At 36.9% G+C, this 16,433-nt stretch carries 16 protein-coding genes; all 16 read left to right on the forward strand.

Annotation, left to right across the window (positions count from 1 at the left end; translation table 11 throughout):
• Window positions 1-17: 17 nt before the first annotated feature.
• The 16 genes from infB to G532_RS0101765 all read left to right on the forward strand — a co-directional run bounded on the left by infB (window position 18) and on the right by G532_RS0101765 (window position 16,427).
• Window positions 18-2,225: a translation initiation factor IF-2 gene (infB, locus tag G532_RS0101690; protein ID WP_027963231.1), complete on the forward strand. Its 2,208-nt coding sequence runs from the start codon at window positions 18-20 to the stop codon at window positions 2,223-2,225.
• Complete coding sequence (locus G532_RS0101695) at window positions 2,222-2,500, forward strand: DUF503 domain-containing protein (protein WP_027963232.1); 279 nt, start codon at window positions 2,222-2,224, stop codon at window positions 2,498-2,500. Before infB ends, G532_RS0101695 begins: the two co-directional genes overlap by 4 nt.
• Before the next feature lie 26 nt (window positions 2,501-2,526).
• Complete coding sequence (rbfA, locus tag G532_RS0101700) at window positions 2,527-2,874, forward strand: 30S ribosome-binding factor RbfA (RefSeq protein WP_027963233.1); 348 nt, start codon at window positions 2,527-2,529, stop codon at window positions 2,872-2,874.
• A gap of 82 nt (window positions 2,875-2,956) precedes the next feature.
• The gene (truB, locus tag G532_RS0101705) at window positions 2,957-3,865 is read left to right on the forward strand and encodes a tRNA pseudouridine(55) synthase TruB (RefSeq protein ID WP_027963234.1); all 909 of its coding nucleotides are present in this window, start codon (window positions 2,957-2,959) and stop codon (window positions 3,863-3,865) included.
• Between the two features lie 16 nt (window positions 3,866-3,881).
• Window positions 3,882-4,823, forward strand: a complete 942-nt coding sequence (locus G532_RS0101710) for a bifunctional riboflavin kinase/FAD synthetase (RefSeq protein WP_027963235.1) — start codon at window positions 3,882-3,884, stop codon at window positions 4,821-4,823.
• A 131-nt stretch (window positions 4,824-4,954) separates the two neighbouring features.
• On the forward strand, window positions 4,955-5,224 hold the full coding sequence (gene rpsO / locus G532_RS0101715) for a 30S ribosomal protein S15 (RefSeq protein WP_027963236.1): 270 nt from the start codon (window positions 4,955-4,957) through the stop codon (window positions 5,222-5,224).
• Window positions 5,225-5,525: 301 nt separating this feature from the next.
• Window positions 5,526-7,643, forward strand: a complete 2,118-nt coding sequence (pnp, locus tag G532_RS0101720) for a polyribonucleotide nucleotidyltransferase (RefSeq protein WP_027963237.1) — start codon at window positions 5,526-5,528, stop codon at window positions 7,641-7,643.
• A gap of 339 nt (window positions 7,644-7,982) precedes the next feature.
• Entirely contained in the window at window positions 7,983-8,219 is a 237-nt protein-coding gene (locus G532_RS0101725) for a YlmC/YmxH family sporulation protein (RefSeq protein WP_027963238.1), read from the forward strand.
• A gap of 68 nt (window positions 8,220-8,287) precedes the next feature.
• Window positions 8,288-9,148 (forward strand): dipicolinic acid synthetase subunit A, encoded by an 861-nt coding sequence (dpaA, locus tag G532_RS0101730; protein ID WP_027963239.1) that lies wholly within the window; start codon window positions 8,288-8,290, stop codon window positions 9,146-9,148.
• A gap of 26 nt (window positions 9,149-9,174) precedes the next feature.
• Window positions 9,175-9,762: a dipicolinate synthase subunit B gene (locus G532_RS0101735; protein WP_027963240.1), complete on the forward strand. Its 588-nt coding sequence runs from the start codon at window positions 9,175-9,177 to the stop codon at window positions 9,760-9,762.
• A 69-nt stretch (window positions 9,763-9,831) separates the two neighbouring features.
• A complete protein-coding gene (locus G532_RS0101740) occupies window positions 9,832-10,881 on the forward strand; it encodes an aspartate-semialdehyde dehydrogenase (RefSeq protein ID WP_027963241.1) in 1,050 nt (349 codons plus the stop codon).
• Window positions 10,882-10,896: 15 nt separating this feature from the next.
• Window positions 10,897-12,108: an aspartate kinase gene (gene dapG, locus G532_RS0101745; protein WP_027963242.1), complete on the forward strand. Its 1,212-nt coding sequence runs from the start codon at window positions 10,897-10,899 to the stop codon at window positions 12,106-12,108.
• A 24-nt stretch (window positions 12,109-12,132) separates the two neighbouring features.
• On the forward strand, window positions 12,133-12,999 hold the full coding sequence (dapA, locus tag G532_RS0101750) for a 4-hydroxy-tetrahydrodipicolinate synthase (protein ID WP_027963243.1): 867 nt from the start codon (window positions 12,133-12,135) through the stop codon (window positions 12,997-12,999).
• 84 nt (window positions 13,000-13,083) lie between these two features.
• A complete protein-coding gene (locus G532_RS0101755; RefSeq protein WP_027963244.1) occupies window positions 13,084-13,809 on the forward strand; it encodes a ClpP family protease in 726 nt (241 codons plus the stop codon).
• A gap of 2 nt (window positions 13,810-13,811) precedes the next feature.
• Window positions 13,812-14,015, forward strand: a complete 204-nt coding sequence (locus tag G532_RS0101760; RefSeq protein WP_027963245.1) for a YlzJ-like family protein — start codon at window positions 13,812-13,814, stop codon at window positions 14,013-14,015.
• Between the two features lie 90 nt (window positions 14,016-14,105).
• Complete coding sequence (locus G532_RS0101765) at window positions 14,106-16,427, forward strand: FtsK/SpoIIIE family DNA translocase (protein ID WP_027963246.1); 2,322 nt, start codon at window positions 14,106-14,108, stop codon at window positions 16,425-16,427.
• Window positions 16,428-16,433: the final 6 nt, after the last annotated feature.

Below are 16,433 nucleotides of genomic sequence, written 5' to 3' on the forward strand. Positions count from 1 at the left end.
TATTCGGGGGTGAATGTATGAAAAAGATGCGCGTATATGAATATGCCAAACAAAACAATTTAGCGAGTAAACAAGTTATTACGAAATTAGAAGAATTAGATATTGAAATTTCTAATCATATGTCAACGATCAGTGAAAATACGATTAGACAATTAGATGAATTTTACCATGGTAAAAAAGAAGAAAAAAAAGAAGCGCCTAAACAGCAACCTAAAAATAATCAGTCGAATCAGAATAAAAATACTAATAGCAATCAAAATAGTAACAAAGCTCAAAGTCAAAACAAGAATCAAAACACTAACCAAAATAATCAAAATAAAAACCAGAATAACTCAAATAAGAACACTAACTCAAATCAAAATAAAAACCAACAAAGAAATCAACAAAAAGGTAAGAACAATAAGCAACAAAGTAATAATAAGCAACAAAAAAATCAGCAGCACTCTCAACGACCTAAAAAGCAACCACAAACACCAGAGAAAATTACTTATCAAGGTTCGTTAACTGTTGGAGAATTAGCAGACAAGTTAAATAAAGATTCTTCAGAAATTATTAAGAAGTTGATGTTATTAGGTGTCATGGCAACTATTAACCAACAATTAGACAATGAATCAATTGAGTTATTATGTGAAGACTATGGGGTAGAAGTAGAAGAAGAAGTGGTTGTTGACAAAACGGATTTAGAAAACTATATGCATGAAGAAGATCCTGCTAAATTAGTTACTCGTCCAGCTGTTGTGACAATTATGGGACACGTCGATCACGGAAAAACTACTTTATTAGACTCTATTCGGAAGACGAAAGTAACAGAAGGCGAAGCTGGTGGAATCACACAGCATATCGGTGCTTACCAAATTAATGAAAATGGTAAGAAAACAACCTTCTTAGATACACCAGGTCACGCTGCATTTACTAGTATGCGTTCCCGTGGTGCACAAGTTACGGATATTGCCGTCTTAGTTGTTGCTGCCGATGATGGTGTAATGCCTCAAACAGTAGAAGCGATTAATCACGCAAAGGCTGCGGAAGTACCAATTATTATTGCGGTAAACAAAGTCGACAAAGAGGGTGCAGACCCTAGCCGTGTGATGCAAGAATTAACAGAATACGAATTGGTCCCAGAAGATTGGGGCGGAGAAACAATTTTTGTTCCTTTATCTGCATTAAGTGGAGAAGGAATCGACGATCTAGTAGAAATGATTAATCTAGTTTCAGAAGTAGAAGAATTAAAAGCAAACCCTGATAGCCCAGCTTCAGGTACTGTAATCGAAGCACAACTGGAAAAGGGACGCGGAAGTGTTGCAACTCTACTTGTTCAAAACGGTACGCTAAAAGTTGGAGATACGCTTGTAATTGGTAATACGTATGGTAAAGTACGTGCTATGTCTGACGATTTAGGCAAACGTGTAAAAGAAGCTGAACCATCCATGCCAGTAGAAGTAATCGGTTTTAATGCTGTTCCACAGGCAGGAGATCGTTTCTTAGTCTTTAAAAACGAAAAAGAAGCAAAACAAATTGCTGATCTACGTCAACAAAAAGACATTGAGGAACAACGTGAAGCTACAGGCAAGGTTAGCTTGGAAGATTTATTTGAACAAATTAAGCAAGGCGAAATGAAAGAAATTAAAATTATTGTTAAAGCTGACGTACAAGGTTCTGTCGAAGCTGTTGCCACCTCTCTTCGTAAAATTGAAGTAGAAGGCGTTAACATTAATATTATTCACACAGGTGTAGGAGCTATTACGGAATCTGACATTATCTTAGCCTCAGCTTCAAATGCTGTGGTTATCGGATTTAATGTTCGTCCAGATAATAATGCAAAGCGTACTGCCGATCAGGAGAAGATCGACATTCGCCTTCACCGTGTTATTTATAAAGCAATTGAAGAGATTGAAGCTGCTATGAAGGGTATGCTTGATCCTGAATTTGAAGAAAAAGTGATTGGGCAAGCTGAAGTTAGAGAAACGTTTAAAGTATCTAAAATTGGTACAATCGCTGGTAGCTATGTAATTGATGGTAAAATTTCTAGAAATGCAGGAATACGCGTGATTCGTAACGGAGTTGTACAATTCGAGGGCGAAATCGATACGCTTAAGCGTTTTAAAGATGATGCTAAAGAAGTACAGCAAAATTACGAGTGTGGAATAACTATTAAGAACTTCAACGATATTAAAGAAGGCGATATTATTGAAGCATTTGTAATGGAAGAAATAGCACGCACATGATCGGATATGTCTATGTTGAGTGTATGATATATGATGTGCATTCTTTAAAGGCAAAGCGTTCGGTTATCAAGCAAACTTTAAATCAAGTTCAACAGAAGTTTAATATAAGTATGACAGAAATTGATTTTCATGATTTGTGGCAACGCACTGCCTTTGGTTTGGCAGTAGTTGCTGTGAATCAGTCAATGGCCGAGAAAACGCTGCAACGGGCAGTTGATTTAATTGATTCTAGAACTGATTTAGAAGTTACTATTGTTGAATATGAGTGGCTTTAATCCTCTAAATAGTCGAGGTGAAAATAATGAGCAATTTACGTGCGAATCGAATTGGAGAACAAATGAAGAAAGAATTAGGTGATATTCTTTCTCGTAAAATTAAAGATCCTCGAGTAGGCTTTGTAACTGTAACGGAAGTGAAGGTTACAGGGGATCTCCAACAAGCAAAAGTGTATATTTCAATTTACGGTAGTGAACGTGAAAAAGAAGAAACACTCGTTGGACTGGCAAAATCTAAAGGTTTCATTCGATCAGAAATAGGCAATAGAATCCGATTAAGAAAAACGCCAGAGATTTCTTTTGAAATTGATGAAGCAATTGAATACGGTAATCGTATTGAGAGTATTATTCATGATTTGAATAGAAATGAATAATGAACATGGGAGGATAGGCTTCATAGTCTATCCTTTTCCTATGTGAATTACATATGTTTAGATGTATTTGGAGGTTGAACAAATGAATGGTGTAATAGCACTTTGGAAGCCAAAAGGCATGACATCGCATGATTGTGTTGTTCAAGTAAGACAATTGTTAAAAACAAAAAAAGTCGGACATACAGGTACGTTAGACCCTGATGTAGAAGGTGTATTGCCTATCTGTGTTGGAAAAGCGACAAAAGTTGTAGAATTAATTACAAGTCAACCTAAGACATATACAGCTGAAATTAGTCTAGGAAAACAAACAACCACAGAAGATGCTAGTGGTGATATAATTAAATCACAAAAAGTAGCATCTGATTTAAGTTTCTCAGAGTGTATCAGTCATGCTGCATCGTTTGTTGGTGAATTAAAACAAATTCCACCAATGTATTCTGCAGTGAAAGTAGATGGCATGAAATTATATGAGTATGCTAGAGAAGGAATTGAGGTAGAGCGACCTGAAAGACTAGTAACGATCCATGATTTACATGTTACTTCCGATCAATTGGAGTTTCTTGATGAGGAAGACGTTCGTTTTCAGCTTCAGGTAACATGCTCTAGTGGAACATATATAAGAACATTATGTGTAGACTTAGGTAGAAAAATAGGATACCCTGCACATATGTCTAGCTTAGTTCGTAATAAAGCAGGTTCATTTGAATCTGAAGATACGCTTAGTTTACAAGATTTAGAGAACTTGGTGAACAATGATCAAATTGATTCCATTTTGAAGTCTCCTTCTATTGCCTTACCACACATTGCGAAGTATGTGGTCGAAAAAGAAGATTATATTCTTATCCAACAAGGTCGAGTGATTGATTGTCCACAAGAACTAAAGGAAGAACCGATTTTTAGAATGGAAAGTGAAGACCAAGAATTATTAGCAATTTACCAACAACATCCAAGTAAGCCAGGGTTAATTAAACCTTTAAAAGTACTGGTGTAATAGAGAAGGTGTAATAATGCAAGTAATTTATTTGAATTTAGAACAAGTGGAGAAGTTTCCTAATTTAGATCATTCAAGTATCGCGGTAGGTTATTTTGATGGCGTGCATAAAGGTCATCAAGCAGTTATAAATGAAGCTATTTCTCAAGCGAAATTACTTCAACTGAAATCTGGTGTGATGACATTTGACCCTCACCCTTTAGAAATTATTAAAGGTCAACAATTAGAAGATTATATTTTAACTCCACTAGAAGAAAAGATAAATATTTTAGAAAAGTATTCACTTGATTATTTGATTGTCGTTCGATTCGATCAGAGTCTAGCTAAGCTCTCACCTCAACAGTTCGTAGATTCCTTTATGAAAAATTTAAACATGAAGCATGTTGTAGGTGGATATGATTTTGCGTTTGGTCATAAAGGAAAAGGAAAAATTCAAGATATGGATCTGTATACACAAGACGAACTAACATATTCTATTGTCGATAAAATCACCGAGGGCACTGAAAAAATTAGTTCGACGCTTATTCGTGAAAAAATTGATTTAGCAGACTTGTCAGAAGTAGAAAATTTGTTAGGTAGAAATTTCGCAATCACAGGTAAAGTCGTAGAGGGATATAAGCGTGGCAGAGAGATTGGATATAAAACTGCAAATCTTGATGTGCCAAGTCAGCAAAAAATTCCTAAAATAGGTGTCTATGCTACAATTGCTGAGGTAAACGGGAAAAGCTATTACGGGATGACATCTGTTGGATATAATCCTACGTTTGAAAATGAGCATGCCAAACCAATTATTGAAGTTCATTTATTTAATTTTGATGAAGAAATTTATGGACATACTATTCAAGTACAGTTCGTTAAATATATTCGTGAAGAACTGAAATTTGAAGGTGTAGACCCTTTAATAAAAAGGATTCAGGATGATGAAGCTATAGCTAAAAGTCATTTTAATATAGGCTAATTTTCCTCTTGCAATCTAAGTAAAAAACATGTATCGTTACATTGTGTGATAAACCTTATTCTTGGCATAGCGAGACTCCGACGAATGCTAGGAAAAAGGGGTTACAATAAATTTTATAGGAGGTGAATAGGATGGCAATTACAAAAGAGCGTAAAAATGAATTAATTAATGAATTTAAAACGCATGAAAATGACACTGGTTCTCCAGAGGTCCAGGTAGCTATCCTTACAGAAGAGATCACGACTTTAAATGATCATTTTCGTGAACACAAAAATGATCACCATTCACGTCGTGGATTATTTAAAATGGTAGGTAAGCGTCGTAACTTACTTAACTACCTACGTAATAACGATATTACACGCTATCGTGACTTAATCAAACGTTTAGGTCTACGTCGATAGGTAAGGCAGAAAAAGCGGGAACTTTTCCCGCTTTTTTTCTTTATATACTGGTTTAAGTATTCCTTCATGTCAGTAGTAACGAACCATATATGAAAAGAAAGTTCATTGATTGCAAGACAAAAGAAAGATTTTGTATCTATACGGTTCCTTTATATCGACCTGAACCTTTGACGCCACTATATAAATTATTCATAGTTCTTTTTACATTTCAATAAAAAAGTATTAAAATAATAAACAGTGGTATTTTATGTAGTTATTGTGAATACATAATCCGTTAGATTTGAGAGGAGTAGTTTAATAAATGTCAAATGAAATGAAAACATTTAGCCTTGATGTTGCTGGTAGACAGTTAACAGTTGAGGTTGGAGAAGTAGCAAAACAAGCAAATGGTTCTGCAATGATGCGATATGGTGATACATCTGTAGTAGTTGCAGCAACTGCTTCAAGTGAACCAAAAGATTTACCCTTTTTCCCACTTACAATAAACTATGAAGAGAAGTTATATGCTGTAGGTAAAATTCCAGGTGGATTTTTAAAACGTGAAGGTAAGCCAAGCGACAAAGCAGTTCTAACATCCCGTTTGATCGACCGTCCCATACGTCCATTGTTTGCTGATGGATTCCGTAATGAAGTACAAGTTATGAGCACGGTAATGAGTGTTGATCAAGACTGTCCATCTGATGTGACTGCTATGGTTGGTTCTTCTTTAGCACTATGTATCTCAGATATTCCTTTTGATGGACCTATTGCAGGCGTTCATGTAGGTCGTGTGAATGATGAATTTGTAATCAATCCGACAATTGAACAAATGAAAGAAAGTGATATTGAATTAACAGTAGCAGGAACAAAAGACGCTGTTAATATGGTTGAAGCTGGTGCGAGTGAAGTACCAGAAGACATTATGTTAGAAGCGATCATGTTTGGTCATGAAGAGATTAAACGTTTGGTTGCTTTTCAAGAGGAAATTGTTGCTGAGGTTGGATTACAAAAACGTGAAGTCACTTTATTTACACCTGAAGCAACTTTAGAACAAGAAGTTGTTAAAGCTGCAAAGGATCGTCTAGTTGAAGCAATTCAAACGGTAGATAAACAAGAACGTGCAGAAGCAATTGCTGCTGTGAAAGATGAAGTTATTGCTGCTTATGAAGAGCAAGAGGTAGATGCTTCTACGATTAAACAAGTGAAAAGTGTACTTGAAACCATTGTAAAAGACGAAGTAAGAAGGTTAATTACAGAAGATAAAATTCGTCCAGATGGTCGTGGTGCAGATGAAATCCGCCCATTAAACTCAAGAACAAAAGTATTACCACGTACGCATGGTTCTTCTATGTTTACACGTGGACAAACTCAGGCTTTAAGTGTATGTACATTAGGTCCTTTAGGTGATGTGCAGATATTGGATGGTATAGATTTAGCTGAGCAAAAACGCTTTATGCTACACTACAACTTCCCTTCTTATAGTGTGGGGGAAACTGGACCTGTAAGAGGGCCGGGACGTCGTGAAATTGGACATGGTGCATTAGGTGAACGTGCGCTAGAACCAATATTGCCAACAGAAGAAGAATTCCCATATGCGATTCGTGTGGTTTCAGAAATCCTTGAATCGAATGGCTCTACTTCTCAAGCAAGTATTTGTGCAGGTACAATGGCAATGATGGATGCAGGTGTTCCTATTAAATCTCCAGTTGCAGGTATTGCAATGGGACTAGTGAAATCTGGTGAAAATTATACAGTTCTTACTGATATTCAAGGTATGGAAGATGCCTTAGGAGATATGGATTTCAAAGTAGCAGGTACTGAAAACGGTGTAACAGCATTACAAATGGATATAAAAATTGATGGGTTATCTAGAGCGATCCTTCAAGAAGCATTAACGCAGGCGAAGAAAGGCCGTATGGATATTTTAGCTCATATGAATGAAACAATCGGTAGTCCGCGTGAAGAGTTATCTGATTATGCTCCAAAAATTGAATCCTTTACAATCAATCCTGATAAAATAAGAGATGTAATTGGTCCGAGTGGTAAACAGATTAACAAAATCATTGAAGAAACAGATGTGAAAATTGACATTGAACAAAATGGAAAAATCTTTATTTCTTCTCCTGATCGAGACAAAATTGATAAAGCGCGTAACATCATTCAAGATATTGTTCGTGAAGTTGAAGTTGGTGAAATTTATCTTGGAAAAGTTAAACGAGTTGAAAAATTTGGAGCTTTTGTCGAGTTATTTAGTGGAAAAGACGGTCTAGTTCACATTAGTGAATTAGAAGAAGGTCATGTGAAAAACGTTACGGATGTAGCTAATATCGGTGATGAAATGTTAGTAAAGGTAAAAGAAATCGATAATCAAGGTCGTGTAAACCTTTCAAGAAAAGCTGCTCTTAAAGAAGAAGATGCAGAAGAAAAAACAGAATCATAAGAACTTAAGCATAGTAAGAGGCTGGGACAAATTAAAGTGCTAGCATGTAAATCCGAACAATGTTATTAAAGCGGATGAAATAGACGAAGACTCCTGCGGGAAATAGAGCTTAGGTGAGACCCCGGAATGCTTAGCATGAGGAGGCTCACCAGCTCCCCGCGGAAAGCGCAGTCTATTTCAGGAGCGAGTTAGTCACACCGCATTTTATTGTTCGGATTTATCATGACTATAGACACTTTTGTCCGAGTCTCTTTTTGTTTGATACAAAGTGGTATTTAAACTACAATCATTCGACTCTAGAGAAAAACATATAATGTGTTAAAGAGAGGATGTGCGTAAATGCGATACAAAGATTTATCAGGTAAAGAATTAATTCATGCTGACTTAGGGAAAAGGTTAGGTGTACTAGGTCAAACAGATATTGAAATTAATGAACAAACCGGAAAGATTGAAAAAGTAATTATTCAAGACTATACACTATTAGGTTCTAAGAAAGGAACGAAAGAACAGTCAATCCCGTGGCATGAAATTGATGTGATCGGTGAGGACATGATAATTATAAGAAAAGAGGAATAAAATCGGTTCACACTATAAAACCAATTCACATAAGATGTAATGGTTGAATGACTGAGGCAGGTGTTAATATGTTAACTGGAAAATCAATTGTAGTAATTGGTGGAGATGCACGGTATATTGAGTTGATGCATCAACTTGTGATGAGTGATGCAAGCGTATTTGCAGTTGGTTATGAGGAGTACCAAGAAAAAGAATCAGAAGTCCAGTATGTAACTATAGAAGACTTAAACCAAGAAGCATTAGACGCAGTTATATTACCGATTACCGGCTTAGATGAGGCCGGGTTTGCAGAAGCGCATTATGCTGAAAAGTCTCCAAGAGTAAGTAGTGAGTGGTTAAATGATTTACCTGAAAATACGTTAATTTTCACTGGTATTCGTACGCAATATCTAAACGATGTCACTCATGAAAATATAGTGGCATTATTTGATCGAGATGACATTGCAATCTATAATTCAATCCCGACTGCAGAGGGTACAGTTATGTTAGCAATTCAATATACACCAATTACAATTCATAATGCTAATGTAACTATATTAGGTTTTGGTAGAGTGGGTAAATCTCTAGTGAATGCCTTTCAAGGGTTAGGTGCAAATGTTTCCGTAGCTGCAAGAAAGGAAACTGATTTAGCACGTATATTTGAAACGAGAGCAAAGCCATTACAACTAGAGCAACTCAGTGAGGAAGTTCGTGAGTGTGATATATTGATTAATACGATTCCTACAAGAATTGTTACCCCAGAAGTAATCCACAACCTTTCTAAGAGTTGTTTAATATTAGATTTAGCTTCTAAACCCGGTGGGGTGGATTATCGATACGCGAAGAAAAAAGGTGTGAAAGCAATCTTAGCTCCTGGTTTACCAGGTATGGTTGCGCCCCAAACTGCAGGAAAAATCCTAGCTCAAGTCATTCAAACGATTATCTTGTAACTTATTCTAGAAAGGGGATCGTAAACTTGAAGCTAGAAGGAAAACGCATCGGATTTGGATTGACTGGTTCACATTGTACGTATGACGCTACTTTTCCTGTAATGGAGGAATTGGTAAATGAGGGAGCAGAAGTTGTACCAATTGTTTCTTATACGGTACAACACACAGATTCAAAATTTGGAGAAGCAAATGATCACATAGGAAAGATAAAAACGATTACTAACCAAGAATTAATTACGACTATACCTGAAGCAGAACCTCTTGGTCCAGTAAAGCCTTTAGATTGCATGGTGATTGCGCCATTAACAGGGAATTCACTTAGTAAATTTGCGAATGCTTTAACTGATTCTCCAGTATTAATGGCTGCAAAAGCTACATTAAGAAATAGACGGCCAGTGGTTTTGGCTATCTCGACAAATGACGCTCTTGGCCTAAACGCAGAAAATTTAGCAAAACTATTACATTCTAAAAATATATACTTTGTTCCGTTTGGGCAAGATGATCCTGTATTAAAATCAACTTCTTTAGTGGCGCATATGCCACTTCTTATAGATACGGTTAAAGAAGCACTTTTAGGAAGACAGTTGCAACCTTTATTGAGATCCTATGATTAATTAATGTGAAGGGTTTAAAATTATGATAAAATTGCGGTATATCTAAACGGAATATATGGAGGGAATCACATGGCAGCAAAATCAAGATACAACGTAGCAATAGTCGGAGCAACAGGAGCAGTAGGAGAAAAAATGTTACAGATGTTAGAGCACGTAGAGTTCCCAATTGATGAATTACGTCCGTTAGCTTCTAGAAGATCCGTAGGAAATACCATTATTTATAAAGGAGCAGAGATTCCAATTAGAGAGGCAAAACCAGATGCATTTGATAATATTGATATTGCCTTGTTTTCTGCAGGAGGGTCTGTATCCAAGCAATTAGCTCAAGAAGCTGTGGACCGTGGTGCAGTTGTAATTGACAATACTAGTGCTTTTCGAATGTATGAGGATGTACCTCTTATTGTACCTGAAGTAAATAAAGAAGATATCAAAAATCATAAAGGGATTATTGCAAACCCTAACTGTTCCACTATACAAATGGTGGCCGCATTAGAACCAATAAAACAAAAGTATGGACTAAATCGTATCATTGTATCAACCTATCAATCTGTATCTGGTGCAGGTAACGATGCAGTTGAAGAGCTGAAAAGCCAAACACAAGCGATGTTAGACGGAGAAACTGTATTTAGTGAGGTGTTACCTGTAAAATCAGAGAAAAAACATTTTCCGATTGCCTTTAATGCATTACCTCAAATTGATACTTTCGAAGATAATCATTATACATTTGAAGAGATGAAGATGATTAATGAGACGAAAAAAATCATGCATAATTCTGAACTGAAAGTATCTGCTACCTGTGTGAGACTACCTTTCTTTTATTCACACGCGGAAAGTATTTATATTGAAGTAGACCAGGACTTTGTGACAGTTCCTCAAATTCAGGGTGTGTTAAAAGATGCTCCTGGAGTCGTGTTGGAAGATGATATTGTCAATCAAGGGTATCCAACTCCTTTGTCAGCCGAAGGTAAAACAGATATTTTTGTAGGTAGAGTTCGAAAAGATCTAGATTATGAACGTGGTTTTCATTTATGGGTTGTTTCTGATAACTTGTTAAAAGGAGCTGCGTGGAACTCAGTTCAAATCGCACAAGCATTGATTGAATATGATTCGGAAGAGTAAGTGAAGAGGTGTAACATGGGGATATTAGTACAAAAATTTGGAGGTACGTCTGTAAAAGACGCCTCCTCAAGAGAATATGCAATAAAACATGTCACAAAAGCTATTAATGAAGGTAATCAAGTGGTTGTTGTGGTTTCGGCAATGGGGAGAAAGGGAGCCCCTTATGCAACCGATTCTTTATTGGATTTAGTAGAACATCCAGAAAGCGCAATTACAAATCGCGAACTGGATTTACTTATGTCCTGTGGAGAAATTATTTCGGCTGTTGTATTTGCTAATGAATTAAAAAAGCAAGGAATCATAGCAACCGCATTATCTGGTTCGGAAGCTGGCTTTTTAACTACTAACGATTACACGAATGCAAGAATAAACAAAGTGGATGCTACAAAAGTTGAAAAATACTTTAAAACGAATGATGTTGTAGTCGTGGCTGGTTTTCAAGGGGAAGATGAAGATGGTCATATTACTACTTTAGGGCGTGGAGGATCAGACACGTCAGCAGTTGCGTTAGGTGCTGCTTTACAAGCAGATTTTGTCGATATTTTTACAGATGTAAATGGAATTAAAACGGCAGATCCAACTATCGTAAAAGGCGCTAAAACTTTACAAATAATGACTTATAATGAAATTGTTCATATGGCTTATCAAGGCTCGAAAGTCATACATCCTCGCGCGGTAGAAATTGCGATGCAAGAAAAAATCCCACTCCGAGTTAGGTCTACTTATTCGGAGGACCTGGGGACATTAGTAACCTCCAAACGCAACTCAACAATGGATACGGGATTCCAAGATCGTCTAGTAACTGGTATTGCTCACGTAGCAGGTATTACCCAAATTCAAGTATTTGCTGAAAATGATCCAATAAAAGTTCACCATGAAGTTTTAGAGCAATTGGCGAAAGCCCATATTTCTGTAGACTTTTTCAATATATTCACAGAAGGAATCACCTTCACTGTACCTAATGAAAAGGTAAAAGAAGCGGTACGTATTATTGAGACATTACAGTATAAAGTTGTTACGAATGAAAACTGTGCCAAGGTTTCTACTGTCGGTGCAGGTATTCAAGGTGTTCCTGGGGTTGCTGCTAAAGTAGTTTCAGCTTTGGCAAAGCATGGCATTCAAATCTTACAATCAGCAGATAGCCACACCACGATATGGATTCTCGTTAAAGAAGATCAATTAGAAGCTGCAGTAAATGCACTGCATGATGCGTTTTTAAATATTTAGGAGTATGGAAAGGAGTCGTTTATCATGAAATTCGGCCACATTTTGACGGCAATGGTTACGCCGTTTAATGAGCAAAATGAATTGGACTTTAAACGAACAGAGAATGTAATAGAGTACTTAATCAATAACGGCACCGAAGGATTAGTAATTGGTGGAACCACCGGGGAATCACCAACTTTAACAAAAGAAGAAAAAATCCAGCTTTATGAGCATGTTGTAAAGGTAGTGAACGGAAGAATTCCTGTCATTGCCGGTACGGGAAGTAATAGCACCCAATCGACTGTTGAATTAACTAAAGCTGCTTCTAAAACGGGTATTGATGGTATTATGTTAGTAACACCATACTACAATAAACCAAATGCAGAAGGTTTATACAAGCATTTCGAAGCAGCAGCTCAAGCTACTGATTTGCCTGTTATGCTATATAATATTCCAGGAAGATCTGTTATTAACATGGCTGTAGAGACTACTGTTCAATTATCTAAAATTCCGAACATCGTTTCTATTAAAGATGCTAGTGGAGATCTAGATATGATGTCTGAAATTATTGAAAAGACAGATGATGATTTTAGTCTTTATGTTGGAGATGATGGTTTAACTCTTCCAGCTATGGCTGTGGGGGCTGATGGTGTTGTCTCCGTTGCAGCCCATGTATTAGGAAATGACATGAATCAAATGGCCAAATCTTTTGTGAATGGTGACGTGTTACAAGCATCTAAACTTCATAGACAGTTATTACCTAAGATGAACGCGTGCTTCATGGCTCCTTCTCCTGCACCAGTAAAAGCTGCACTCAACGAATTAGGAGTAAATGTAGGCAGTGTAAGATTACCTTTAGTACCACTTTCTCATCAGGAATTAGATGTACTAAAAAGTGAATTATCAATTTAAATGCAAGCCCGCGAAACTACTCGCGGGTTTTTGTATATTCTTAACCATTTACGCTTACACTACGGGAAAAAGGTAGGTGTAAGCATGAATCAAGATAAAGATAAAAATGAACAACCTAATCAGGATCAAGACCAAGTGAATGATTCGATTATGGAGAAGATCAAACAGCTCGGACAAACGAATGTACCCCAAGCCCCTGAATCAAATATTCATATCCTTCCTATTATTGGTCAAATAGAAGGGCATTTACAATTGCCTGCAAAAAATAAGACCACGAAGTATGAACATATTATTCCCCAAATAATTGCGATTGAGCAAAACCCAAAAATTGAAGGTGTAATCTTACTATTAAATACAGTCGGGGGAGATGTAGAAGCTGGTTTAGCAATTTCAGAAATGATTGCTTCATTGTCAAAACCAACTGTGTCGATTGTGCTGGGTGGAGGGCATTCCATCGGGGTACCTATAGCAGTAAGCGCTAACTACGCATTTATTACAGAAACTGCTACTATGACCATTCACCCTATACGTTTGACAGGGCTTGTGATTGGAGTACCTCAGACGTTTGAGTACATGGATAAAATGCAAGACCGTGTTATTAATTTTGTAACTAGTCACTCTAATGTTTCAGAGGAGAAATTTAAGGATTTAATGTTTGCAAGGGGTAACTTGACTAGAGATATAGGTACCAATGTTGTTGGGAAAGAAGCGGTGGACTCTGGATTAATAGATGCAGTAGGTGGCGTGAAGGAAGCAATGTTCAAGCTTAATGAATTAATTAAAGAAAAACCGACTAAGGAGGAGCATTAATCATGATACTTTACACTCCTTTATCTGAAGAAGAAATATTTGAAGAAGAAATTACCGAATCTTCTTGGGTCCAGGTTGATCAAGCTTCGGTCAAACTATATAAGGATCAATCAGCAAATGCATTTGTCATTGAACAGATTGCATCGACGAATCCGAATGATTATTTGAAAAATCATTTACAACCAGGAACAATTTATTATATGTAATCTAACCAAAAGCTCCGATTGCTATGCTATAATAATATTGGAGTAAAAGCAGCCGCTTACTGGCTGCTTCACTTATTTTGGGGTGATTAAATGGCGACTAAAAAACGAAAATCAAATAAGAGAAAAACGACAAAAAAACAGAAGAACAAATCAGGCAATCCGTTACTACGTTTTGAAGTAATCGGTTTATTGTTTATTTTATTAGCAATTTTTTCTAGTGGGATCCAGCCAATTGGTGATGGGTTCATACCAAATTTACTGACCAGTGTTTTACAATGGCTTTTTGGATTTTGGTATATCGTAGCTAGTCTATTCATTTTTGCATTAGGATTGCATTTAATGATTAAAAGGGACTGGCCAGCTTTTCGTTCCTGGAGATGGATTGGCTTTTATATCTTTGCAGCATCTGTATTACTTTTTACACACGTACAGGTTTTTGAAGATATTGTTAGGCAAACAGATAATCGATCCATTTTTGGGATCACGTGGGACTACTTTGACAATTACCAAAGCGGTTTATTAGAGTATCCTGCGATTGGTGCTGGGATGACTGGAGCTGTTTTATTCGGAAGTAGCTTTTATCTGTTATCTTCAGCTGGTGCAAAGATTTTAGCTTTGTTTGGTGTAACCATTGGAACAATGCTCATATTAGATAAATCTTTATCAAACGGTTTGGGCGGGATCTTTTCAAAGTGGAAAGAACGATTTGATCAATGGAAAGAGAATAGACTGTCTAAAAAAGAAGCTAAGCAGGCTAATGAAAGTAACGAAAGCTCTTCATGGCAAGACGAGGAACAAGTATACACAGAGACTATATCTCCAGAACCAATTGAACCAGTAATTGAAGATTTTCAGAATAATGCTGGTACAAATCAAGAAATAGAAACAAATGAATGGACGGAAAATATCTCTGAGACAGAATCGAATGAACTGGCAGCGGAATCTAGTGGGGAAGAGCAACTTCCAATGACAGAAGTGGAGAATGAATCATACCGACTCCCTTCTCTTAATCTTTTAGCGAACCCTGTCACTCATTCTCAACAACACGAAAAATCACAAATACAAACAACTGTGAAGAAATTAGAACAAACGTTTCATAGTTTTGGCGTGAAAGCAAAAGTCACAAAAGTCCACGTCGGCCCAGCTGTTACAAAATATGAAGTTTATCCAGATGTAGGTGTAAAGGTTAGTAAAATAGTTAACCTCCACGATGATTTAGCATTAGCACTAGCTGCAAGAGACATCCGTATTGAAGCGCCAATACCAGGGAAGTCTGCAATTGGTATTGAAGTGCCAAATTCTGAGGTAGCACAAGTTTCTTTAAGAGAGGTCATGCAAAACACACAAAATCCAGCTGCAAAGCTTTTATTTGGTTTAGGACGAGATATAGCTGGGGATGCTATTAGTGCTGAATTGAATAAGATGCCACATATGTTGATCGCTGGTGCTACAGGTAGTGGTAAAAGTGTTTGTGTAAATGGAATCATTACGAGTATTTTATTACGTGCAAAACCGCACGAAGTGAAGATGATGATGATTGATCCTAAGAAGGTTGAATTAAATGTTTATAATGGCATCCCTCACTTATTAGCGCCTGTAGTGACGGACCCGAAAAAAGCTTCTCAAGCATTAAAGAAAATTGTTTCTGAGATGGAAAGACGATATGAATTATTCAGTGATACAGGCACAAGAAATATAGAAGGATATAATGAGTATATTTCTAGGATCAATGAATCGGAAGAAGAAAACCAACCACATCTACCTTATATTGTTGTTCTAATTGATGAGCTAGCTGATTTAATGATGGTTGCGTCAAATGAAGTAGAAGATGCAATCACTCGGTTAGCACAAATGGCGAGAGCAGCTGGCATCCATTTAATTATTGCTACACAAAGACCATCTGTAGATGTTATTACTGGTGTTATCAAGGCAAATATACCTTCTAGAATTGCGTTTAGTGTGTCGTCTCAAACGGACTCACGAACCATTTTAGATGGCGGCGGAGCGGAGAAGCTGCTTGGTAAAGGGGATATGTTATTTTTACCAGTAGGGGATTCTAAACCAACCCGGATTCAAGGTGCTTTTTTATCCGATGAAGAAGTTGAACGTGTAGTAGACTTTTGTATTGAGCAACAAAAAGCTCAATATCAAGAGGAAATGATTCCAAGTGAATCGAATGAACCTGCAGAAGAAGTTGACGATGATTTGTACGAAGAAGCTGTCCAGTTAATCGTTGGAATGCAAAGTGCTAGTGTATCTATGCTGCAACGTAAGTTCCGCATTGGGTATACTAGAGCCGCTAGACTTATTGATGCAATGGAAGACCGTGGAATTGTTGGACCTTACGAGGGAAGTAAACCTCGAAAAGTATTGTTATCTGAGCAACAACAAGAGGATCAGACAAGCTCTTAATTAATT

The organism is Halalkalibacillus halophilus DSM 18494 (assembly GCF_000423105.1).
Classification (GTDB): domain Bacteria; phylum Bacillota; class Bacilli; order Bacillales; family Alkalibacillaceae; genus Halalkalibacillus; species Halalkalibacillus halophilus.